The 23,280-nt window shown below is 71.7% G+C and carries 18 protein-coding genes; 12 read left to right on the forward strand and 6 right to left on the reverse strand.

The genetic code is table 11. From position 1 onward, the window contains the following. Window positions 1-37: 37 nt before the first annotated feature. Both OGH68_RS22780 and OGH68_RS22785 read right to left on the reverse strand, forming a co-directional pair. On the reverse strand, window positions 38-1,378 hold the full coding sequence (locus tag OGH68_RS22780) for an alpha-2,8-polysialyltransferase family protein (protein ID WP_264246784.1): 1,341 nt from the start codon (window positions 1,376-1,378) through the stop codon (window positions 38-40). Then, window positions 1,378-2,361 carry a glycosyltransferase family 2 protein gene (locus OGH68_RS22785; RefSeq protein WP_264246786.1) on the reverse strand — a complete coding sequence of 328 codons (984 nt, stop codon included), beginning with the start codon at window positions 2,359-2,361 and terminating at the stop codon, window positions 1,378-1,380. Before OGH68_RS22785 ends, OGH68_RS22780 begins: the two co-directional genes overlap by 1 nt. 187 nt (window positions 2,362-2,548) lie before the next feature. Between OGH68_RS22785 and OGH68_RS22790 the strand changes: the two genes are divergently transcribed. From OGH68_RS22790 to OGH68_RS22845, 12 genes are all read left to right on the forward strand, one after another. Next, entirely contained in the window at window positions 2,549-3,928 is a 1,380-nt protein-coding gene (locus tag OGH68_RS22790) for a DUF6716 putative glycosyltransferase (RefSeq protein ID WP_264246788.1), read from the forward strand. A gap of 64 nt (window positions 3,929-3,992) precedes the next feature. Then, window positions 3,993-5,249, forward strand: coding sequence for an acylneuraminate cytidylyltransferase (locus tag OGH68_RS22795; RefSeq protein ID WP_264246790.1), 1,257 nt, complete (start codon window positions 3,993-3,995; stop codon window positions 5,247-5,249). A 40-nt stretch (window positions 5,250-5,289) separates the two neighbouring features. Continuing rightward, window positions 5,290-6,213 carry an N-acetylneuraminate synthase family protein gene (locus OGH68_RS22800; protein ID WP_264246792.1) on the forward strand — a complete coding sequence of 308 codons (924 nt, stop codon included), beginning with the start codon at window positions 5,290-5,292 and terminating at the stop codon, window positions 6,211-6,213. A gap of 408 nt (window positions 6,214-6,621) precedes the next feature. Continuing rightward, window positions 6,622-7,656 (forward strand): hypothetical protein, encoded by a 1,035-nt coding sequence (locus OGH68_RS22805; protein ID WP_264246794.1) that lies wholly within the window; start codon window positions 6,622-6,624, stop codon window positions 7,654-7,656. A gap of 206 nt (window positions 7,657-7,862) precedes the next feature. Beyond that, window positions 7,863-9,098: an amidohydrolase gene (locus OGH68_RS22810; RefSeq protein WP_264250220.1), complete on the forward strand. Its 1,236-nt coding sequence runs from the start codon at window positions 7,863-7,865 to the stop codon at window positions 9,096-9,098. Window positions 9,099-10,260: 1,162 nt separating this feature from the next. Continuing rightward, window positions 10,261-11,313, forward strand: a complete 1,053-nt coding sequence (locus tag OGH68_RS22815) for a BMP family lipoprotein (RefSeq protein ID WP_264246795.1) — start codon at window positions 10,261-10,263, stop codon at window positions 11,311-11,313. 141 nt (window positions 11,314-11,454) lie between these two features. Continuing rightward, complete coding sequence (locus OGH68_RS22820) at window positions 11,455-13,092, forward strand: ABC transporter ATP-binding protein (protein WP_264246796.1); 1,638 nt, start codon at window positions 11,455-11,457, stop codon at window positions 13,090-13,092. Continuing rightward, window positions 13,089-14,195: an ABC transporter permease gene (locus tag OGH68_RS22825; RefSeq protein ID WP_264246797.1), complete on the forward strand. Its 1,107-nt coding sequence runs from the start codon at window positions 13,089-13,091 to the stop codon at window positions 14,193-14,195. Before OGH68_RS22820 ends, OGH68_RS22825 begins: the two co-directional genes overlap by 4 nt. Beyond that, window positions 14,192-15,460 (forward strand): ABC transporter permease, encoded by a 1,269-nt coding sequence (locus OGH68_RS22830; protein ID WP_264246798.1) that lies wholly within the window; start codon window positions 14,192-14,194, stop codon window positions 15,458-15,460. The genes OGH68_RS22825 and OGH68_RS22830 overlap by 4 nt, the downstream gene beginning before the upstream one ends. Beyond that, entirely contained in the window at window positions 15,457-15,855 is a 399-nt protein-coding gene (locus OGH68_RS22835; protein WP_264246800.1) for a cytidine deaminase, read from the forward strand. Before OGH68_RS22830 ends, OGH68_RS22835 begins: the two co-directional genes overlap by 4 nt. Window positions 15,856-15,955: 100 nt before the next feature. After that, window positions 15,956-17,233, forward strand: a complete 1,278-nt coding sequence (locus OGH68_RS22840) for a thymidine phosphorylase (RefSeq protein ID WP_264246802.1) — start codon at window positions 15,956-15,958, stop codon at window positions 17,231-17,233. A gap of 85 nt (window positions 17,234-17,318) precedes the next feature. Further along, window positions 17,319-17,747 carry an STAS domain-containing protein gene (locus OGH68_RS22845; RefSeq protein ID WP_264246803.1) on the forward strand — a complete coding sequence of 143 codons (429 nt, stop codon included), beginning with the start codon at window positions 17,319-17,321 and terminating at the stop codon, window positions 17,745-17,747. Between the two features lie 200 nt (window positions 17,748-17,947). On the opposite strand, the gene OGH68_RS22850 is transcribed toward OGH68_RS22845, so the two are convergent. The 4 genes from OGH68_RS22850 to OGH68_RS22865 form a co-directional block, all read right to left on the reverse strand. Continuing rightward, complete coding sequence (locus OGH68_RS22850; protein ID WP_264246804.1) at window positions 17,948-19,747, reverse strand: ABC transporter ATP-binding protein; 1,800 nt, start codon at window positions 19,745-19,747, stop codon at window positions 17,948-17,950. 75 nt (window positions 19,748-19,822) lie between these two features. Beyond that, the gene (locus OGH68_RS22855; RefSeq protein ID WP_264246805.1) at window positions 19,823-21,397 is read right to left on the reverse strand and encodes a transporter; all 1,575 of its coding nucleotides are present in this window, start codon (window positions 21,395-21,397) and stop codon (window positions 19,823-19,825) included. Continuing rightward, the gene (locus OGH68_RS22860; protein ID WP_264246807.1) at window positions 21,373-22,170 is read right to left on the reverse strand and encodes an ABC transporter ATP-binding protein; all 798 of its coding nucleotides are present in this window, start codon (window positions 22,168-22,170) and stop codon (window positions 21,373-21,375) included. Before OGH68_RS22860 ends, OGH68_RS22855 begins: the two co-directional genes overlap by 25 nt. A 108-nt stretch (window positions 22,171-22,278) precedes the next feature. After that, a complete protein-coding gene (locus OGH68_RS22865; protein ID WP_264250222.1) occupies window positions 22,279-23,280 on the reverse strand; it encodes a T3SS effector HopA1 family protein in 1,002 nt (333 codons plus the stop codon).

Raw genomic sequence — 23,280 nt, forward strand, 5'->3', positions numbered from 1 at the left:
GTGACGCACTGTCTATGGGTGGATGCATGGGGTTCGGTCAGCGGCGCGCCATCGCCCGCTGCAGGCTGCGTGCCTTGCGTGCGACCCGCCGTACGGCGGCGTTGCGCGGCAGGAATCCCAGTTGGGCCGGCACCCCGCCCGGCAGACCCAGGGACGTCAGCCGCTTTTTCTTGAAGTAGCGCCGGGTGCCGTCGTCCAGCCGCGCCGACAGGTACCGTTCGGCTTCCGCCCGCAGCTGCGGAAGGATCTTCGGCTGCATCGCGAACCCGACGGTCCGTACGAGCTCGGTGAGCGCGCCGGTGTCCGTACTCCAGCGCCGCTCGGCCACGGCCGCCTGGTCGTCCGGCGCCGGCAGCAGCGCGTCGACGATCGTGACCGGGACGCGGTTGCTGTTCTCGTACGGCTTCAACCGGGCCAGCAGCGTGTCCGTGCCGACCCGGGCGACCGGCAGGCCGTACAGCGTGGACGCGGTGAGCAGGGCCGTGGAGAAGCAGCCGACGACCAGCGCCGGACGCATCCGCTGGTACAGCACCTCGGCCAGGACCGGCGTGTCCACCACCGTGAGGTCGACGCCGAGCCGCTCGGCCTCGTCCTCCAGGGTGCGGGTGAAGCGTGCCGGGGCCGAGGGGTGCGGCTTGAACACCGCCCGGGTGTGGCCGAGGCCGACCGCGCCCTTCAGCATCCGCACATGCAGGTCCTCCTCCTCATCGGGAGAGAGGATGTTCAGCGCGGACAGGTACTGCCCCAGCAGCAGCGCGGGCTCCTCCACATCCGGCAAGGCGGCGCCGGTGTCGACCAGTTCGGCCAGCACCTTGGTGAACGCCGGGGCCGGCACCACCTCCGGCGCGACACCGAACTCGGTGAGCAGCAGCGGTTCGAGTCCCGGTACCAGGTCGAGGTGGAGCAGCCGCTCCACCCGCGTGCCGACCAGCGGGTCGATCTTGTTGCGGGTGGGGCCGTAGCTCATCAGTCCGTCGGCGTAGACGTGGAGCCTCGCGTCGGGGAAGAGCTGGGCGATCGCCAGCGCCGGGTTGACCTGGATGGACTCGACGGCCAGCTCGATCCGGTCGTCGCCCAGGTTCCACAGCAGGCGCAGATACCGTTCCCACAACGGCACGTCGTCGGCGCGCGGGGACCAGTCGCCGGGGTGGAAGGGGGCGATGGTCTCGTTCCAGGAGAGCACGTCGTCGAAGCGGTCACGCAGCCGCTCGAAGCCCGCCATCTCGTCCAGGGAGGGTGTCGTCTCGGGGATCGCCGCGTTGTTGGAGACGAGCAGCAGCCGTCGGTCCGCGTCGCTGAAGGCGCCGCTGTCGATCGCCGCGGCGAGTGTGGCGGTGCCGTAGAGGGACGAGGCGAAGAAGATCTGCGTCGTGGCCATCAGGCTGCCGCCTCCACCGAGAGCGACGCGGGGCGCCTGCGTACCTTGCGCAGCCGCGAGGCACGCGCGGTGTCCATGGAGTCGAGCGCCTCGTTCAGCACGTCCTGCGGCATGCGCCTCAGCGCGGCCGAGCTCATCGCGCGCAATTTCCTCGCCACAGCGGGCTCGTACCTTTCGATCGATCCCAGATGGTGGGAAATGAGAGCGCAATATGTGCGGACCGCCTTCGGCAACAGCCGTTCCGCATCCGGATCGTTCGCCGTTTCCTCGATCACCTGGTCGAATGCCTTGATAAAATCGAGCTGCCTGATGTCGCCGATCTGTGTGAGCGACGACGCGATTCCGCGCCGGTAGAAAATACCCAGGTGGCTGATCACGGCGAACGAGTCCGCCTCGCGGTGCAGCCGCCAGATCCACGGCCGGTCCTCCGCGGTGCGCAGCCCGTGCGTGAAGTGCAGCAGCCCCCGGTCCACGAGCCGCCGGTGGTACATCCCCGCCCAGGCGTACGGGTAGTCGACCGCGGTCGAGCGGTCGGCGGGCAGGATCACGTCACGCGGCCGCAGCACCTCGCCGCGCCGGCCGACCGGCGCCCGGTGGACCGAGCGGGCGCGGCCGGTGCACTGCACATGGTCGGTGCGCACGAAGTCGCACCCGAGGTCCTCCATGGCGCCCAGCAGGTGCGCGAAGTGGCCGGGGGCCAGCCAGTCGTCGCCGTCGAGGAAGGTGAGGTACTCGCCGCTCGCGGCGTCCAGACCGGTGTTGCGTGCGGTGGCCAGTCCACCGTTCTGTTCGTGTCTGATCAGCACCGCGCCCGGAAGCTCACGCTCCGCACGCTGCAGGATCTCCGGCGTACCGTCGGTCGAACAGTCGTCGACGAGTACGAACTCGAAGTCGTCCCGGGCATTCGCCCTGAGGCTTCGCAGTGTGTCGGGGGCATATGTCTGCACGTTGTAGAACGGCACGATGACGGAGAGCTTAACCACCCGCGTGACGTTAGGGGCGCGTTCGTCATTCGTATCGACGCTCGCAAGGATGTCAGGTGAACGCCGGGCAACAACCTTGTTAACCCACCCGTTTCCCGGGCCGCTTCGCTGTCCGTAGACCCTCTGTTAACCCTTTGTTGCAGTCGAGTTGGGCCGTGAAACGAAATGCCTTTCTAACGTCCTCGACGTGCCAACACGTAGCAGCGAGGCCGTACGGATCGCCGTACTCGCCGACTCCGACACCCGGTGGAAATGGGGTGCGCTCACCGCGCGCCGCATCGCGCCGAGCACCTCCGTCGAGCTGAGCGGCTTCCTGCTGCGCGGCCGCGCCACACCGACGGCCCGGCAGCTCGCGGAAGTCGGCGTGCGCGCCGACGACTTGCGCGAGGTCACGGGGAACGAGTTCCTGCGGGCGATGAAGGACGAGGCGTACGACGTCGTCGTGCTCGCCCTCGTCGGCGGCGGCGTCCAGGCCATGCTGCACGGACTGGCCGCACTCGGCCTCGAGCGCCGGCCCGTCGTCGTCACCGGCTACGTCGGCGTCGTCTACGAGAAGCTGTCCGACGGGCTCCTGCTGCGCCACGGCGCCGACGTCGTCCTCGCCAACTCCCGTCACGACGCGGAGCGTTTTCGCGCCGTGTACGAAGGGGTGGGAGCCGACGCCTCCTGCGTCACCGAGGCCGCGCTGCCCTTCCTCGGCGGCGCCCCCTACCGGGCCGAGGCCGGCCGCGACACCGTCGTCTTCGCCGTCCAGCCCTCCGTACCGGAGTCCCGCGCCGACCGTACGTACCTGCTGCGCAGGCTCGTCGAGCACGCCCGGCTGCACCCGGGCCGCGAGGTGCTGCTGAAGCTCCGCTCCAAGCCCGGCGAGCACACCACCCACCTCGAAGAACTCCCGTACCAGAAGCTCGTGGAGAAGCTGCCCGGCGGGCTGCCCTCCAACTTCCGTCTGGTGTACGGGCACATGGGCGAGGTGCTGGACCGCACGGACCTGCTGGTCACCGTGTCGTCCACCGCCGCCCTCGAAGCACTGCACCGCCGCATCCCCACCGCCGTGCTCACCGACCTCGGCGTGCGCGAGGCGCTCGGCAACCACCACTTCCTCGGCTCGGGCCTGCTCGCCTCCTGGGACCAGCTCGACGGCGGCCTCCGCCCCGCCCCCGACGCCGAATGGCTCGCGCGCCAGGGCGTCGCGGCCGGGGGTCCCCCCACGCCGCCCTCGGGGTCCCCCCACGCCTGCCAGGGCGTAGGGGGAGTAGGGGGAGGCTCGTACGAAGCCGCCTTCGACGAGGCCCGCAAGCGGGTCGCCGAACTGCTGCTCGTCCCCGCGCTGCCCGCGCCCGCGCCGTACTACACCCCGACCACCGCGCCCGGCTACCTGCCGGCCCTCCTCGCCCGCCACCACCTCGCCCCGGACGGCACACCGCTGGCCGGCGCCGCGCCGAAGGCCGAGGTCACCGGCGTGCGGCGGGTGGTGCGCGACGCCGTACGGGAGGTGGCGCGCGGCGCGTACCGCCACGGCGTGCAGCGAGTCGCGCCCGTGATCCGGCGGATGGGCGAGCTGTGACGGCCGGCGTCCCGCTTCACCCGACACCCCTGTTCAGCACAGCCAAGAGCGTCTGGAGCCACCGATGACCGTTCTCGCCGTGATCCCCGCCCGCGGCGGATCAAAGGGCGTCCCGGCAAAGAACCTGGCCGCGGTCGGCGGCGTCCCGCTCGTCGCACGGGCCGTCCGTGCCTGCCTCGACGCCCCGCTCGTCACCCACGTCGCGGTCTCCACCGACGACCCGCAGATCGCGGCCGTCGCCCGCGGCGCCGGGGCCGACGTCGTCCTGCGGCCCGCCGCCATCGCCGGTGACACCGCCACCAGCGAGTCGGCCGTCCTGCACGCGATGGACGCCCACGAGACCGAGCACGGCGCACCCGTCGACGTCGTCCTGCTCGTCCAGTGCACCAGCCCCTTCGTCTCCCGTGAGGACATCGAGGGCGTCGCCCGCGCCGTCGTCCTGGACGGCGCCGACAGCGCCGTGACCGTCGCGCCCTTCCACGGCTTCGTGTGGCGCGAGACCGACGAGGCGGCGAGCGCTGGGCAGGAGAGCGCCGAGCGGGCCGCCGGCGCAGGCGCCGTCCTCGTCGACACCGCCACCGGAACGGCCACCGGCACCGGCTACGGCGTCAACCACGACGCTTCGTTCCGGCCCCGCCGCCAGGACCGCCCGCAGGACTTCCTGGAGACCGGGGCCGCGTACGCCATGTCCGCGCCCGGGTTCCGCGAGGCGGGGCACCGGTTCTTCGGCCGCACCGCGCTGGTGCGCACCGACCCGGCACGGGTCCTGGAGGTCGACGACCCGCACGACCTGGCCCGCGCCCGCGCGCTCGCGCCGCTGCTGGACACCGCGGCGCTGCCCGCGCGCGAGGACGTCGACGCGGTCGTCCTCGACTTCGACGGGACGCAGACCGACGACCGGGTGCTCATCGACGCCGACGGCCGCGAGATCGTCTCCGTCCACCGCGGCGACGGCCTGGGCGTCTCCCACCTGCGCAGGGCCGGACTGGACCTGCTGATCCTGTCCACCGAGCAGAACCCCGTCGTCGCCGCCCGCGCCCGCAAGCTCAAGATCCCCGTCCTGCACGGCATCGACCGCAAGGACCTCGCGCTCAAGCAGTGGTGCGAGGAACGGGGCCTGGCGCCCGAACGGGTGCTTTACGTCGGCAACGACGTCAACGACCTTCCGTGCTTCCACCTCGTCGGCTGGCCCGTGGCCGTCGCGAGTGCGCACGACTCCGTACGCGCCGCCGCCCGTGCCGTCACCGCCACACCCGGCGGCGAGGGGGCGATCCGTGAGATCGCCGCCTGGCTCCTCGGCCCGACTCTCAACACCCCTTGAGTCCACCTCCATGTCCCCCAATAAGTAAGGAACCACCCCCATGAGCACGTCCCGTCTGCGCACCCTCGGCAACAAGACCGCCGGCCCCGGCCGGCCGGTCTACGTCACCGGTGAGATCGGCATCAACCACAACGGCGACCTGGACAACGCCTTCGCCCTGATCGACGCCGCCGCCGAAGCCGGCTGCGACGCGGTCAAGTTCCAGAAGCGCACCCCGGAGATCTGCACCCCGCGCGACCAGTGGGACATCGAGCGCGACACCCCCTGGGGCCGGATGACGTACATCGACTACCGCCACCGCGTCGAGTTCGGCGAGGACGAGTACCGCCGGATCGACGAGCACTGCAAGAAGCGCGGCATCGACTGGTTCGCCTCCCCGTGGGACACCGAGGCCGTCGCCTTCCTGGAGAAGTTCGACGTCCCCGCCCACAAGGTGGCCTCCGCGTCGCTCACCGACGACGAGCTGCTGCGCGCCCTGCGCGCCACCGGCAAGACGGTCATCCTCTCCACCGGCATGTCGACGCCGAAGCAGATCCGCCACGCCGTCGAGGTCCTCGGCAGCGACAACATCCTGCTCTGCCACGCCACCTCGACGTACCCGGCCAAGGCCGAGGAGCTCAACCTGCGCGTCATCAACACCCTGCAGGGCGAGTACCCGAACGTCCCGATCGGCTACTCCGGCCACGAGACCGGTCTGCAGACCACCCTCGCCGCCGTCGCCCTCGGCGCCGCGTTCGTCGAGCGCCACATCACCCTGGACCGCGCCATGTGGGGCTCCGACCAGGCCGCCTCCGTCGAGCCGCAGGGCCTCACCCGCCTGGTGCGCGACATCCGCACCATCGAGGAGGCCCTCGGCGACGGCGTCAAGAAGGTCTACGACTCCGAGCTCGCGCCCATGAAGAAGCTGCGCCGCGTCGTGGGTGTCGTGGCCGAGGCGGGCGACCGTGAGCCGGCCGCGGTCTGACGACCCGACCGGGGCCGCCACGCGGCCCCGGACACCGCCCCCCGGCCCGCAGGCCCCGGAGCGCACGCCGTGCGACCGGGCCACGGCCGGGGGCGTTCGGTGGGCGCCGGCACCTGGCGCGCACACCGTCCTCGCTCCCGCACAGGCCGGGCCCGCCCGGTCCGGTTACGGCGCCGGGCTTACCGGTCGGCCCTCGGCCGGGGGACGCGACGCCCGCACAGGCCGGGCCCGCCCGGTCCGGTTACGGCGCCGGGCTTACCGGTCGGCCCTCGGCCGGGGGACGCGACGCCCGCACGGAGCGGGCCCGCCCGTGGCCGGTGGCCACGAACCGAAAGCAACCCACGCCCTCGCGGGCGGTCAGCCACGGACCCGGCCGCAGGCCGGCCCGGCATCACGAGGTGACAACCAGTGAATCTCGCCTTCGTCGAGAGTCCGGTCCAGCTCCTGAACGTCCTGGAGTGGGCCCACGCCGCGCCGGCCGCACCCGGGCCCGACGGCCTCACCGTGGTCGTGCTGTCGCCCACCGACCCCATGTCGCGCGGCCAGCTGCGCCGGATGGCGGAGCTGGCGCGTGACGCCGGGTTCACCGTCCGCTGGCAGGAGGCGCGCGGCGGCGCGGGCGCCCCGCTGCGCACCGTGCGCGAGCTCGGCCCGGTGCTGCGCCGCGCCGAGCGCATCGTCATCGGGGATCCGTTCTCCCGGTACGTACAGCTCCTGCTGACACTGGTCGGCAGGAAGGACGTGACCGTCGTCGACGACGGCACCGCGACCATGGAGTTCGTCGCCCAGGTCTCGCGCGGTGAGCAGCTGGTGCGCTGGCACCGGCGCGGCGGCCGCCGCGGGCCCCGGGAGCTGGTGCTCGCGCCCGTGACGTTCCTGGCGCGGCGGCGGCTGAGCCCGTCGAAGGACCGGTCGGTCGAGGTCTTCACCTCGATGCCGGTCGAACCGCAGCCGGGGATCACCGTCACGCCCAACGACTTCGCCTGGACCCGGGCACGGTTCGGGCCGCCGCGGATCACGCGCGGTGCGGACATGGTCGGCACCTCCCTGGTGGAGACGGGCGTCGTCGATCTCGGCCAGTATCTGGAGGCGGTGTCCGCCCTCGCCCGCACCCACGGCGCGACCCGCTACTTCGCGCACCGCAGGGAGAGTGCGGACAAGCTTTACCGGCTCTCCGTGGAGACCGGGCTGGAAGTGGTCCGCCCCGAGCTGCCGCTCGAGCTGATTGCCCGCCGCGGCCCGATCGGAGCAACGGTCCTGAGTTTTCCCTCCACCGTCGTCCACACACTGCCGCTGGCCCTGGCCGGCACGGGGATCAAGGTGGCGGTCTGCGACATCGCACCCGAATGGCTCAAGGAGAACGCCTCGCCACGCGCCCGGGGCTTCCTGGCGGGGGTCACGGGCACGGCCCGCGATGTGCAGCGGCTCCCGGCTCCGGCTTGAAGAGCCGGGAGAAGAGGGAAGTGAGCGGACGGACACGGTCCGAAAGGGGAAGATCCACTCAAGAGAGAGCCGAGTGAGTTTACCCACCGCCAAATGCGACCAATCGCCGTGCGCCCAAAATTCTGTCCCCTAGGAGGCTGATGTTTTGTTGATCGCACGGTAGTTGAGGGGCGAAGGGGCATACCCTTCACTGGGTGAACCAGTTGATGTCCCGCGAGTCAGAAGATGTCGAACGGCCCGGCGCAGTCGCACTGCCCGGCACGCTGTCGGAGTCGCTGCGTGCCGAACTGATCGCGTTCCGGCGCGACTTGCACATGCACCCGGAGCTCGGCAACCAGGAGTTCCGCACCACCGCCGTGATCAAGGCGCGCCTCGAGCAGGCCGGGCTCAAGCCCCGTGTCCTCGCCGCCGGCACCGGCCTGATCTGCGACATCGGTACGCCGGCTCCCGACGCCGTACGGCCCTTCTTCGCCATCCGCGCCGACATCGACGCGCTGCCCATCCCCGACACCAAGACCGGCGTCCCCTACCGCTCCACCGTGCCCGACCGCGCCCACGCCTGCGGCCACGACGTGCACACCACCGTCGCGCTCGGCGCGGGCCTGGTGCTCGCTGAACTCGACCGGCAGGGCCTCCTGCCGCAGCCCGTCCGGCTGATCTTCCAGCCCGCGGAGGAAGTGCTGCCCGGCGGTGCGGCCGACGCGATCGAGTCCGGCGTGCTCGAAGGTGTCAACAAGATCATCGCGGTTCACTGCGACCCCAAGGTCGACGCGGGCATCGTCGGGCTGCGGCCCGGCCCCATCACCTCCGCCTGCGACCGCCTCGAAGTCACCCTCGACGGCCCCGGCGGCCACACCGCCCGCCCGCACCTGACCACCGACCTCGTCACCGCGGCGGCGAAGATCGTCACCGAGGTCCCCGCGCTCCTCAGCCGCCGCGTCGACGCCCGCTCGGGCCTCGCGGTGACCTGGGGACGCGTCGAAGCCGGCCACACCTGCAACGTCATCCCGCAGCACGCCGAGCTCTCCGGCACCGTCCGCTGCCTCGACCTGCCGGGGTGGCGCGAGGCGCCCGACCTGGTGCACGCGGCGATCGACGAGATCGCGACGCTGCACCGGGCCAAGTCCCAGATCAACTACATCCGCGGGGTCCCGCCGGTCGTGAACGACCCCGTCGTCACCGACCTGCTGCGCGACGCGCAGACCGCGCGGCGCGGGTCGTACGCGATCGAGGACACCGAGCAGAGCCTCGGCGGCGAGGACTTCTCCTGGTACCTGGAGCACGTGCCGGGCGCGATGGCACGCCTGGGCGTGCGGGTCCCGGGCGACACGGTCCGCCGGGACCTGCACCGGGGCGACTTCGACGTCGACGAGTCGGCGATCGCGGCGGGCGTCGAACTCTTCACCGCGGCAGCCCTCCTGGACGCCCGCCTGACACTCTGACCGTGGCCGGGCGGGCCCGGCCCGGGCCCGGCCCGGGGCTGGCCCGGCCTGGCCGGCTCCGCTGGTGGGTGGTGCGGGGGGGGCCTCCAAAGCGGGGCACCCGGACTGCTTTCCCGTACCTGCCCCGCCCCACCTCACGACGCCTTACGTCCGGGCACCCCCCTCCTCCGACCCCACCCCCCTCCTGCCGGTGGCGCCCGTCCCGGCCGGTGGCCGCCGCCTGAGCCGTGTCCTCCGTCCCGCCGGGGGTGGGTCCCGGTAGAAGGCGGCTCTCCGTCCCCGGGGGGTCTGGGGCGGAGCCCCTGCGGCCAGGGGCGGGTCTCCGTTGGGTGCGGCTCCCCGTTTCGGGGGCTGGTCCGGTGCCCGCCAGGGCAGGCCCCCGCGTGTCGCGGGGCTGTCCCTCGTACGCGGAGCCGTTCCGCGGGCCGCCCAGGTGCCCCGGTGCGTCGCGGTGCCGTTCCACGTCCGGCCTGGGGGCGGGCCCGGCCAGGTCCCCCGTGGGTGCGGCTCCCGTCCCGCGGTTTGGGGCGGAGCCCCTTCCGCCGGGGCCCCACGCGGGGGCGGAGCCCTTCCGCCGGGGGCGGTTCTCCCGTGCACGGGGCTGTTCCGCGTCCAGGGCCGGGACGGAGCCCCTCCACCGGGCAGGTCCCCGTGCCCGGGGGGCCTGCCCCGGTGTCCCGGGGTCTGGGGCGGAGCCCCGGTTTCGGGAAAGGGCGGGGCGGGGGACTTCTCCCTGTCCCGCACCGGCCCACCGGTGGGAGCGACGGCGTCGGCCCGGGCAGGGGGACGCGCAGGGGGCGTGGCTGGGACGTAAAGCGTCGTGAGTCAGGGCGGGGCAGGTGCGGGAAAGCAGTCCCGGACATGCCCCCGGAGCGGCACCCGGACGCCCAACAACACGGACCGGGCCGAGCCCGAGAAGCACCCGAACCCGGCGACGCCCGGAAACGGCCCGGTCGGCCGCCCGCCCAGGGCCTGGCCGACACGCCGAGACCGCCCACCGCCCCCGCCTGCGGCGTAACCTGGTCGCCGTGCGCCCAAGGGCTTCGCGACGATCCGATAACGACTGATGAACGGGTCTTTAACTGACATCTACGCGCGTTACGATCGCCGCGAACCCAGCGCCGGAAGTGGCGCTTTCGGTCAGGTTTAAAGGAGCCCCCCAGTGCGCCGGATCACCAGGATCGCCACCGTGGGCATCGCGTCCGCGGCTCTCGCACTGTCTGCCACCGCGTGTGGCAGCAAGTCGTCGTCCGAGTCGAGCGGCTCGGACGACAACGGCGGCAAGGCCGCCATCGCGTACGACATCGGTGGCCGCGGCGACCAGTCGTTCAACGACGCCGCCTTCGCGGGCCTGGAGAGGGCCGAGAAGGAACTCGACATCGAGGGCAACGACGCCGAGCCCAGCGAGGGTGAGGGCGACCCGGACAAGATCCAGCGCCTGACGGCGCTGGCGCGGGCCGGCAACAACCCCGTGATCGGTGTCGGTTTCGCCTACGCGCCCGCCATCGCCGAGGTCGCCCCGAAGTTCCCGAAGACGACCTTCGGTCTCATCGACGACACGTCGAAGACCGGCCCGAACATCGCCAACCTGGTGTTCAACGAGGAGCAGGGCTCCTACCTGGCCGGTGTCGCCGCCGCCAAGGTGACGAAGACCGACACGGTCGGCTTCATCGGCGGTGTGGAGACCCCGCTGATCAAGAAGTTCGAGGCGGGCTTCGTCCAGGGCGTCAAGGACACGAAGAAGGGCGTCAACGTCAAGGTCCAGTACCTGACGCAGCCGCCGGACTTCGGTGGCTTCTCGAAGCCGGACCTCGGCAAGGCCGCCGCGCAGGGCCAGCTCGACGCGGGCGCGGACGTGATCTACGCGGCCGCCGGCCTCGCGGGCTCCGGTTCGATCGAGGCGACCGCCAAGGCCGGCAAGTGGGCCATCGGCGTCGACTCGGACCAGTACAACCAGAAGGGTCTGGCCGCCTACAAGGACCGGATCCTGACCTCGGTCACCAAGAACGTCTCGGGTGCCGTGTTCAACCTGATCAAGTCGGTCCAGGACGGCAAGCCGCAGAACGGTGAGATCCGCTACGGCCTCGAGGACGACGGTGTCGCACTGTCCACGTCCAACCCGGCCTTCACCAAGATGACGGACGTCATCGCGGCGGTCGACAAGGCCAAGGCCGACATCATCGCCGGCAAGATCAAGGTCAAGACCGCTCCGTAACCGAGCGGCCGGTACCGCAGGTCCGCGGGCCCGGGGCGTGAGCCCCACGGCCCGCGGACCGGTTTCCGGTCCCGGGTTTTGGTATTCGGGAGCGCTACGCGCGTAGAGGGCGCCCCGGCGCGATAACTTCGCCACGCCCCCATGAGAACCACAGCCCGCCCCTTCCGCCTGCCCTCCCGCTCCTTCCGCCAAGGAGAGTGCGTCATCAACGCGTCCAGTCCGTCACCGCCGCAGGCTGCTGCCGTAGAACTGCGCGGCATCACCAAGCGCTTCCCCGGCGTCGTCGCCAACCACGACATCGACATCACGATCCATCAGGGCACCGTGCACGCCCTGGTCGGTGAGAACGGTGCCGGCAAGTCGACCCTGATGAAGATCCTCTACGGCATGCAGAAGCCGGACGAGGGCACCATCACCGTCGGCGGCGACCAGGTCACCTTCTCGAGCCCCGCCGACGCCATCGCCCGCGGCATCGGCATGGTGCACCAGCACTTCATGCTGGCCGACAACCTCACCGTCCTGGAGAACGTCGTTCTCGGCGGCGAGAAGCTGTACGGCATCGGTGCCGGGGCCCGGAAGAAGATCCAGGAGATCTCCGACGCGTACGGCCTCGGCGTGCGTCCCGACGTCCTCGTCGAGCAGCTCGGTGTCGCCGACCGCCAGCGGGTCGAGATCCTCAAGGTCCTTTACCGCGGCGCCCGCACGCTGATCCTCGACGAGCCGACCGCCGTGCTCGTCCCGCAGGAGGTCGACGCGCTCTTCGACAACCTTCGCGAGCTCAAGGCCGAGGGCCTGACCGTCATCTTCATCTCGCACAAGCTGGGCGAGGTGCTGTCGGTCGCCGACGAGATCACGGTCATCCGCCGCGGTACGACGGTGGGCACCGCCGACCCGCGGAGCACCACGACCAAGCAGCTCGCCGAGCTGATGGTCGGCACCGAGCTGCCGTCGCCGGAGACCCGCGAGTCGACGGTCACGGATGTGCCGATGCTGAAGGTCGACGACCTGAGGCTCACGGCCACCGACCCGGACGGCGTGGTCCGCGAGGTACTCGGCGGGATCGGCTTCACCATCCACAAGGGCGAAGTCATGGGCATCGCCGGTGTCGAGGGCAACGGCCAGACGGAGCTCATCGAGGCCCTGATCGGCTTGCGCGACCCCGACGGCGGTGTCATCACGCTCGACGGCGCCGACATCTCCCACGCCTCCACCCGCAGGCGCCGCGAGGGCGGCATCGGCTACATCCCGGAGGACCGGCACCGGCACGGGCTGCTGCTGGAGTCCCCGCTGTGGGAGAACCGCATTCTCGGCCATGTGACGGAGAAGCCCAACAGCAAGAACGGCCTGCTCGACCTCAAGGCCGCCCGCCGGGACACCGAGCGCATCGTGCGGGAGTACGACGTGCGCACGCCCGGCATCGAGGTCACCGCCGCGTCGCTGTCCGGCGGCAACCAGCAGAAGCTGATCGTCGGCCGCGAGATGAGCCACGCGCCCAAGCTGCTGATCGCCGCGCACCCCACCCGCGGTGTGGACGTCGGTGCGCAGGCGCAGATCTGGGACCAGATCCGCGAGGCGCGTCACGAGGGTCTGGCGGTGCTGCTGATCTCCGCCGACCTGGACGAACTCATCGGGCTCTCCGACACCCTGCGGGTGATGTACCGGGGCCGTCTGGTCGCCGACGCGGATCCCGCCACGATCACACCCGAGGAACTGGGCACTGCCATGACCGGTGCCGCGTCCGGCCACCTCGAGCACGACGAGAACGGTGAGAGCCGATGAAGAAGTTCGACAAGGACCGGCTGCTCCTGGCCCTGGCGGGTCCGGCGCTCGCCCTGGTCGTGGCCTTCCTGCTCACCTCCGTGGTGCTGCTCGTCTCGGACCTCAGCCCCACCGAGCCGTACCGGCTGATGGTCGAGCAGATCGAGTTCACGGACGTCCAGGTCCTGATCCTCAACCAGACCGGCATCTACTACCTGGCAGCCCTGGCCGTCGCCATCGGCTTCCGGATGAACCTGTTCAACATCGGTGTCGACGGCCAGTACCGCCTCGCGGTCATGCTCGCCGCCGTCGTCGGCGCAGCGGTGGAACTGCCCGGTCCGCTGCACATCCTGCTGATCGTGCTCGTCGCCATGGCCGTCGGCGCCTTCTGGGCCGGCATCGCGGGTGTCCTGAAGACCACCCGCGGCGTCAGCGAGGTCGTCTCCACGATCATGCTCAACGCCATCGCGACCAGCCTGATCGCCTGGATGATCCTGCCGGCGAACCTCGGTGTGCGGCCGGAGGGTTCCAACGACCTGAACACCGGGATCATCGCCGAGTCCGGCTGGTTCCCCGGCCTGTCGCTCGACGGCGGCACGATCTACGGCTTCACCTTCGTCGCCTTCGCGCTCGGCATCGTGTACTGGTTCGTGCTGAACCGCACCCGGTTCGGTTTCGACCTGCGCGCCACCGGCGCCAGCACGACCGCCGCCCAGGCGAGCGGTGTCGACGCCAAGAAGATGGTCCTCACCGCCATGCTGATCTCCGGTGCCATGGCGGGCCTGGCCGGTATGCCGATGCTGCTCGGCCAGACCCACACGTACAGCCTGAGCTTCCCGGTCGGTGTCGGCTTCACCGCCATCGGCATCGCGCTGCTCGGCCGCAACAACCCGATCGGCATCTTCTTCGCCTCGCTGCTCTTCGCCTTCCTCGACAAGACGGCGGAGGGCATCGGCCTGGAGGGTTACCCGAAGGAGCTCGCGACGATCATGCAGGGCCTGATCGTGATCGCGGTCGTCGTGTCCTACGAGCTGGTCCGCCAGTACGGGCTCCGCCGTCAGCAGCAGAAGGTCGGCGAGGAGCTTGCCGCGCAGGCCCGCAAGAAGAAGGAGGTCGCGGCATGAGCGAGTCGACGAGCACCGTCTCCATGGCGAACACCGCGCCGAAGAAGGGCGGCGGCCGCCGCAAGCTGTCCCTGCCCGTCGTCCTGCTGATCATCGCGGGCGGCCTCGCGCTGTTCTCGCTGGTGCGGGTCATCAGCGGCGCGAACGACCTCACCTCCGTGGGCCAGGTCTCCGGCGCCCTCCAGCTCGCCGTGCCGATCGGTCTCGCCGGTCTCGGCGGACTCTGGGCCGAGCGGGCCGGTGTCATCAACATCGGTCTCGAGGGCATGATGATCCTCGGCACCTGGTTCGGTGCCTGGGCCGGCTACCAGTGGGGCCCGTGGACGGGTGTCGTCCTCGGCATCGTCGGCGGCGCGCTGGGCGGCCTGCTGCACGCGGTGATGACGGTGACCTTCAAGGTCAACCACATCGTCTCCGGTGTCGCCATCACCATCCTGGCCACCGGCCTGACCCGGTACATGTCGAACTTCACCTTCGCCGAGACCCCGGGCGGCTCCTCCAAGCAGTCCCCGCGGATCGACGCCATCGACCGCATCACGATCCCAGGGCTCTCCGACGGGTTGGGCGACCTCCAGGCCAAGCACTGGTTCTTCGTCTCCGACCTGGCGGGCGTGCTCGGCGGCCTGGTCACCAACTTGTCGCTGCTGACCGTCGTCGCGCTGCTGCTCGTGCCGGGCACCTGGTGGGTGCTGTGGCGTACGGGCTTCGGTCTGCGACTGCGCTCCTGCGGTGAGAACCCGGTCGCCGCCGAGTCGCTCGGCGTCAACGTCTACAAGTACAAGTACATCGCCGTGATCGTCTCCGGTGGACTGGCCGGCCTCGGTGGCGCGTTCCTCGCGATCATCACCGGCATCTACCAGGAGGGCCAGACCGGCGGCCGCGGCTACATCGGTCTCGCCGCCATGATCTTCGGCAACTGGATGCCGGGCGGCATGGCGCTGGGCGCGGGCCTGTTCGGCTTCACCGACAGCCTCAAGCTGCGCGGCGGAGCGGTGAACGTCCACGCGATGCTGCTGCTGCTCGCCATCCTGCTGCTGATCGCGGTGGTCTGGATGCTGTACCGGAAGAAGTACGTGCAGGCCGTGGTCTCGGCGGTGTTCTCCGCGCTGCTGTTCGCCTGGTACGCGCTGACCGACGAGCTGCCCAGCCAGTTCGTCGACGCTGCGCCGTACGTCGCCACGCTGCTGGTGCTCGCGGTGTCCGCACAGCGGCTGCGCATGCCCAAGGCCAACGGGCAGCCGTACTTCAAGGGCCAGGGCAAGTGACGGCCGGCGACGGCTTCGACTGGGACGCCCTGCGGATACGGGCGCGTGAGGCGATGTCGCACGCGTACGCCCCCTACTCGGGCTTCCCGGTCGGGGTCGCCGCGCTCGTCGACGACGGCCGCACGGTGACCGGCTGCAACGTGGAGAACGCGTCGTACGGGCTCGGACTGTGCGCCGAGTGCGGCCTCGTCTCGCAGCTGCAGGCCACCGGTGGCGGCCGGCTGACCCACTTCACCTGCGTCGACGGCCGGGGCGAACTGCTGGTCCCGTGCGGCCGCTGCCGGCAGCTGCTGTACGAGTTCGGCGGGCCCGGACTGCTGCTGGACACGCCGGCCGGGGTCCTGCCGCTCTCGGAGATGCTGCCGCAGGCCTTCGGGCCCGGCCACCTCGACTGAGCAACACCTCGCGGCCCTTCCGCCGCCCTGGCGGAAGGGCCGCTCCTTACCCTCTTTCTATGCGCGTAGAGCGCGGGCAGATCAATCTGGAGGAAATGCCATGGACGTCATCTCCGTCATCCGCACCAAGCGGGACCGCGGCGAGCTGAGCCCCGAGCAGATCGACTGGGTGATCGACGCCTACACCCGTGGCGAGGTCGCCGACGAGCAGATGTCGGCGCTGGCCATGGCCATCCTCCTCAACGGCATGAACCGCACCGAGATCGCCCGCTGGACCGCCGCGATGATCGCCTCCGGCGAGCGGATGAACTTCGACACGCTCTCCCGCCCCACCGCGGACAAGCACTCCACCGGCGGCGTCGGCGACAAGATCACGCTGCCACTCGCCCCGCTGGTCGCCGCCTGCGGCGCGGCCGTGCCCCAGCTGAGCGGCCGCGGCCTCGGCCACACCGGCGGCACGCTCGACAAGCTGGAGTCCATCCCCGGCTGGCGGGCCCTGCTCTCCAACGAGGAGATGCTGCACGTCCTCGACACCACCGGCGCGGTCATCTGCGCCGCCGGCGACGGCCTCGCCCCCGCCGACAAGAAGCTCTACGCCCTGCGGGACGTCACGGGAACCGTCGAGGCGATCCCGCTGATCGCCTCCTCGATCATGTCGAAGAAGATCGCCGAGGGCACCGGCTCGCTCGTCCTCGACGTCAAGGTCGGCACCGGCGCCTTCATGAAGAACATCGACGACGCCCGCGAACTGGCTTCCACGATGGTCGCGTTGGGCACCGACAGCGGCGTGAAGACGGTCGCCCTGCTCACCGACATGTCCACCCCGCTCGGCCTGACGGCCGGCAACGCCCTCGAGGTCCGCGAGTCCGTCGAGGTTTTGGCGGGCGGCGGCCCCGCCGACGTCGTCGAGCTGACCCTCGCGCTCGCCCGCGAGATGCTCGACGCCGCCGGCATCAAGGACGCCGACCCGGCGAAGGCCCTCGCCGACGGCTCCGCGATGGACGTCTGGCGCCGCATGATCGCCGCGCAGGGCGGCGACCCCGACGCCACGCTGCCCGTCGCCCGCGAGCAGCACGTCGTCACCGCCCCGTCCTCGGGCGTCCTGACCCGCCTCGACGCCTACGACATCGGCATCGCCGCGTGGCGCCTCGGCGCCGGCCGGGCCCGCAAGGAGGACCCGGTCCAGGCGGGGGCGGGCGTCGAGCTGCATGCCAAGCCCGGCGACACCGTGACCGCCGGCCAGCCGCTCCTGACGCTCCACACGGACACGCCGGAGAAGTTCGACTACGCCCTCCAGCCCCTGGGCGCCGCCTACGACATCGCAGAGCCGGGCACGGAGTTCACCGCAAACCCGATCGTGCTGGACCGCATCGCCTGACCCGGGGCCGACGCGCGCCGCGGGCACGTCCGCGTCCGCGGCGATGATTTCCCGCCGCGGACGCGGTCATCCCCATGTGGACGCCATGCAGCCAATCGTCATGTACATCGCCGGGCGGGTCGCACCAGGCGATGCCGCACGCCTGTGCGAGGAGTTGACCGCCCTCCTGAGGGACGCCGGCACGACGGCCTCACCCGGAACGGCTTGGGACGACGACCTGGCGCCGGGCGGCAGCGGAGCGGCGGCAGACACGGCGCCGGACCCGGACGCGGCGGCGGGAGACGGTGTGGCGCGGCGCTGCCGGGCCGAGGTGGTGTGCGACGTGGGCGGGCTCGCCCGGACGAGCCTCGCCGTCGTCGACGTGCTCGCCCGTCTCCAGCTCACCGCCCGCCGCCACGGCACCCGCATCCGCCTGCGGAATGCCCCGCCCGACCTCGTCGCCCTGCTCGGCCTCGTCGGGCTGTCCGGGCGAGACGGGCTGGGGGAGTCCACCGTGCGGGCCGGGCCCTACTAGGGCCTCTCGTTTGGATCATGCCGGGCTCGCGGGCCCTGGCACGCACGCTCGCCGCGTTGCCGTCGGTCGGCATGGCTCCGCCATGCCTCCCTCCTCCGCCTTGCGATCGCACGCACCGGACCCCGCTACCTGATCCGGCCTGATCCAAACGAAAGACCTGGGCCCCACCCGCGGGCCGGACCGGGCCCGGCCGGCCGCTGTCACGCCGGCTCGTGCGGGCGATCTCCTGATGGGCGGCTCACAAGTGCGGGGACATGGCCCGTCTCCGGGGCGAGGCCCTGCGTCGCCGCCAGGCGGCGGTACAGACTGTCATCGCGCAGGAGGTCGCTGTGCGAGCCGACCGCCCGGACGCGGCCGTTCTCCATGACGAGTATGCGGCGCGCCCCGACCACGGTGGACAGCCGGTGTGCGACCACCAACACCGTGGTGGACCGCGCGATCCGGGACACGACGTCCTTCAACTCGGCCTCGCTCAGGGCGTCGAGCTGGGAGGTCGCTTCGTCGAGCAACAGCAGCCGTGGTCTGCGCAGCAGGGCGCGGGCGATCGCGACCCGCTGCCGCTGGCCGCCCGAGAGCGCGCTCCCACGATGGCCCACGCGGGTGTCGAGGCCCTCGGGCAGGTTGTCGACCAGCGGCCGCAGGCCGACCTGGTGGAGCACTCGTTCCAGGTCGGCGTCGGTGGCGCCGGGGGCCGCGAACAGGAGGTTGTCGCGCAGGCTGCCCGCGAGGGCGGGCGCGTCCTGCTCCACGTAGCCGATGGTCCGGCGCAGCTCCGCCGGGTCCCAGTCGCGCACGTCGTGCCCGTCGACGCGGATGCTGCCGTGCTCGGCGTCGTAGAACCTCTCCAGGAGGGCGAACAGGGTGCTCTTGCCGGCGCCGGAAGGGCCGACCACCGCGGTCAGCCCGCCGGACGGCACCTCGAACGAGGCCCCGTCCAGGACAGCGGGACCGTCCTCGCGGTAGCGGAAGACCACGTCGTCGAAGGCGAGCGCCGCCCCCATCGCGTCCGGGTCGGCCTCCGGTACCCGCCCGGGGCCGTAGGCATCCTCCTCCGTCTCCAGATCGAGCACCTCGTGGATACGGCGCACCGCGGCCACGCCCGCCTGCAGACCGCCCACTCCGCCGGCCAACTGGGCGACGGGACCGACCAGATAGAAGAGATAGAGCAGGAAGCCGATCAACGACGCGACATCCATCGCCCCGCTCGCCACCCGTGCACCGCCGAGCCCGAGGACGGTGAGAAAGGCGAGCTGCACCACGAGGCCGCTGGAGGTCCCGGCGACAGCGGTCCAGCCCGCCGCTCGGACCCCGGATCGCCAGGCGCTGTCCGCCGCCTGCTCCAGCGACCGGATCTCGCGGTGCTCGGCGCCGTTCGCCTTCACGGTACGGATCGCTCCGAGGAGACGCTCCAGACCCGAGCCGAGTTCACCGAGAGCCGCCTGCGCCTCCTGGCCGGCCCGGCTGATGCGCGGCATCACCACGGCCGTGCAGCTTCCGACGGCGAGAACGACACCCAGCACCGCGAGGAACAGGACGCCGTCGAGCCACGCCATCAGACCCAGCATCCCGGCCAGGGTGACCGCGCCGACCAGTGTGTCGACCAGATTGCTGGTCGCCGCCTCACGCAGCAGCGTGGAGTCGGCCGTCACCCGCGAGATCAGATCCCCCGGCGGACGGCGCTCCAGTTCGGCGACACGCAGCCTCGGCAGCCGCCCCACAAGCCGTCGGCGGGCGCCCAGCACCACGCTTTCTGCGGACCGTTCGACGGCATACATGCCGAGCGCCGCGGCCAGCGCCCCGCCGGCGATCAGCAGCGCCAGCAGCAGCATCTGCCGGGTCACCGGCGCGTCGGCGGCCAGCGCCTCCACGAACGACTTGGCCACCAGCGGCTGTGCCAGCCCCGCCACCGAGCCGGCCGCGGCGAGCAGGGCTCCCGTGACCAGACCCCTGCGGTGCGGGCGGGCATGGCGCAGCAGCGTACGGAAGGCGGAATCCTGCATCGTGACGTGTTCCTCGGGTCGTCGGACCCGGCCGCGCGGGCACGACCGGGCAGGGCCTGGTGGACAGCGCGCGGGTCAGGAGGCCCGCAGCGCGGTGAGAACCTCCGGCGCCCGCGCATGCAGCCGACGGGCCATCGAGCGCAACGTGATCACGACCGCGAGCACGCCGTAGGCCGTACCCAGCGGCAGCAGCAGCCAGGAATGCGGTGACCCCTCCAGCACGACCGCACCGACGACGAACGGGGAGACGGCGAGCAGGCCGATAAGGGTGCCCGCGAAGTTGGCCGTGTGATAGCCGCCGTTCTGCCCGGGCGCGCTCACCTCGAAGGGGTCCTCCGGGTACGGGTAGGGCCAGTAGACGCTGATGACCATGCCGATGGCGAACGTCAGCCCCAGCAGCGCGAAGGTCAGTCCGAGGGCCGCCGCGAGCTGATCGCCCCGCCCGGTGAGCAGCGCGACGACCACGGCCGTCGCGGTGACCCACGGGACGATCAGCGCCACCTGCGGCAGCATCCTGCCCGCGAGTTCGGCCCGGGCCTGCGCACGCGTACGCAGCGTGGCGATGTTGCTCCAGATCGCCGACCCGTCCATCGCGAACAGCACGCCCGGGGCGGTCAGTCCGAACACCCAGGCACCGCCGACGGCAACGTACGGACTCTTCGCCCCGACGGGCACGCACACCACAGGGAACAGCAGCGCGTAGGCCAGCGCGGCGATCAGCGTCATCCGGTGCCGCGGCGCGCGCAGGAACAACGTGAACTGGTGATGGGCGATCAGCAGCGTGCGGCTCGACGTCAGCAGCCGGGCCATGGTTCCCGAACGCGCGCCTCGCTCCCGGACGGCCTGGGCCGTCGACGCGTCCACGGTGGTCATCAGCCGGTTCAGCGACCTGTGCCACCAGACCATCAGCAGCGCCGTCAGCGCGACGGCGGCCGCCGCCTCCGCCAGCACGACCGCCGCCCGCCCCTCGGCGGCGGCTCGGATGCTGTCCGCGATCCAGCCCGGCGGCGACCAACGGAGCATGCGGACCACGAAGGACGGCAGCTGCGGACCGGAACCGGCCGTGCTCAGCAGCAGATACGCGGCATAGCCGCCGACCGCCGTCAGGACGCCGCCCAGCGCCGCCGCGTCCTTGCCGCGCCGCCCGGTCAACGCCCGCGCGAAGGAGGCCAGTACGGCACGCGAAGCGATCACGCACAGCAGCAGCATCAGGACGGACGCCACCACGGCCGCCCCTGCCGCGGCCGAGGACCCTCCGGTTGCACGGGCGGCCCCGGTCGCGGCGCCCACGACGAGGATCAGTGAGCACAGCGGCCCCGGGCCGACGAGCGCGGCGGCGGTGGCGCCGGTGATCAGTGCACGAGGGCGTACGGGGAGGACCACGAGCCGCGTCGGGTCGGCGCTCTCGTCACCGCCCCCGCCGAAGGACAGCGGCAGCGCGAGCCATGCCACGGCGAGGCCGGTGAAGACGAGCACCGTGAGATCGGCCGCTTCGTTCGCCGGGCGAGCCCCGGCCAGGTGCACGGACGTCCAGCAGGAGCCGACGACGGCGGCGGTCGTCCCGACGACGAACCCCACGGCCCGGGACCTGCTGCGCCGCAGACTGCTGTGCAGGAGGGCGACTTTCAGCCCGACGAAGACCCCAACCATGCGAGGCTGCCTCCCTTCGCCTTCGAGGCGGGGGAACCCACCAGCTCCATGAACCGCTCGCCCAGCGTCCGCCCGGCGCGCACCTCGTCCAGCGTTCCGTCGGCGACGACCCGGCCCGCAGCCATGACGGCGACATGGCTGCACAGCGCGGACACGAGCTCCATCACGTGACTGGAGAAGATCACCGTCGAGCCGGTGCCCGTGTACTGCCGCAGCACCTCCCGGATCGTCTCGGCGGAGACGGGATCCACGCTCTCGAACGGCTCGTCGAGGAACAGCACCGGCGGATTGTGCAGCAGGGCCGCGGCCAGCCCGATCTTCTTTCGCATGCCGGTCGAGTAGTCGACGACCATTTTGCCGGCGGCCTCGGTGAGCCCGAGGACCTCCAGCAACTCCTCCGCTCGCTCTTCGGTCTGATGCGCCGGCAGCTGCCGCAAACGCCCTGTGTAGCGCAGCAGTTCGCGACCGTTCAGTCGTTCGAACAGACGTAGCCCGTCGGGCAGGATGCCGATCCGGTGCTTGGCCTCGTACGGGTCCCGCCAGACGTCATGACCGGCGACCGTCACGGTCCCCGAGTCCGGTCGCAGCAGACCGGTGATCATCGACAGGCTGGTCGTCTTGCCGGCGCCGTTGGGGCCGACGAGCCCGTAGAAGCTGCCCGCCGGGACGGTGAGGTCGATGCCGTCCACAGCTGCCTTGCTGTCGAACTCCTTCCGCAACTGCCGTACGTCGACGGCAGCGAGAGGCATGCCGTCCGGAGGGGGGTGGTGCATGGTGTGCCCTTCCGCGTGATGTGGGGGTGATGCGCCGGGCCCCGGCCACGGTGCCCGCAGGAGGCCGGGCGGGGTCCGAGTGAGTGAACCGGGGGGCCCGGCGCCGGTTCAGCGTCCCGGGAGCTCGGGCGAGCCCGAGTTCCGGTACGGGGCCAGCGGGTCGGCACCGGCCTCGGTGAACGCCCGGGCGGCAGCCTCCATGTCCCCGCCGCCGGACAGCCGTACGACGGCCTCTGCCAGGGCCGCCGCCCGGTGCTGGCCGAAGCTCAGCCCGCCGGCACCGGGCCGCGGATCGTCGGGCTCCCAGGCGACCGCGGCGCCGGGGCCAAGCCGGTGGGCGAACACCGACACGTCCTCACCTGTGCCGGGTACGCCCCGTACGGCGCCGGCGACGGTGTGGCAGGCGCGCCAGGACTCGCTGCCCAGGTAGACGACGAGCGCATCGCGCCGGGGGTACTCGTCACGGTTCGACAGCACCTTGGCGTGGTAGTGCGCTCCGGCGTCCTCCAGGGCGCCGAGCACAGCCCCCCAGAGCCCGGGGGCGTGCTCGGGGGCGCTGATGTGGACGTAGACCCGGAGGAGTTCGCCGTCGAGGCTCGGTTCACGGCTGCCCATGGCGTAGAAGAAGCCGGGCGACAGCGCGGGCCGGGCGGGGGAGACGCGATGGCTCACCGCGGCCCCAGGGACGAGCGGCCCCTGTTCCCCGAATGAACGGGCCGGCACGCGTACCCGTACACCGTCCCAGGACACGATCGCCTCGCCTCCGTCGCCTCCGTCGCCGCCACGGCCACCGGCCTCGCGGCCCCGGGTGCCCTCGCCCAGCGGGGCGCGCAGCAACACGCCGGAGCGGTGGACCTTGCGGTGCGGCAGAGCCGCCTCGAGTGCCCGCTCGAAGTCGGGGTCCCGCAGGACCAGGCGCCGTGTGCGTGGGCCGGCTTCGGCGCGGCCGGTGTGGCACACCTCGTACAGGGCCGCGCCGAGCCGCTGCTGAAGCTCACGCGGCGAATCGCCGTCGACGCTGCGGGGGCCGACGGCCGCGGCGCAGCCGTCGGCGGACAGCCGGATGTCCCGCAAGGCGTCCACCAGTGCGGGGGCGAGGGGTGAGGGCAC

It is taken from the genome of Streptomyces peucetius, from assembly GCF_025854275.1.
Lineage (GTDB): Bacteria > Actinomycetota > Actinomycetes > Streptomycetales > Streptomycetaceae > Streptomyces > Streptomyces peucetius_A.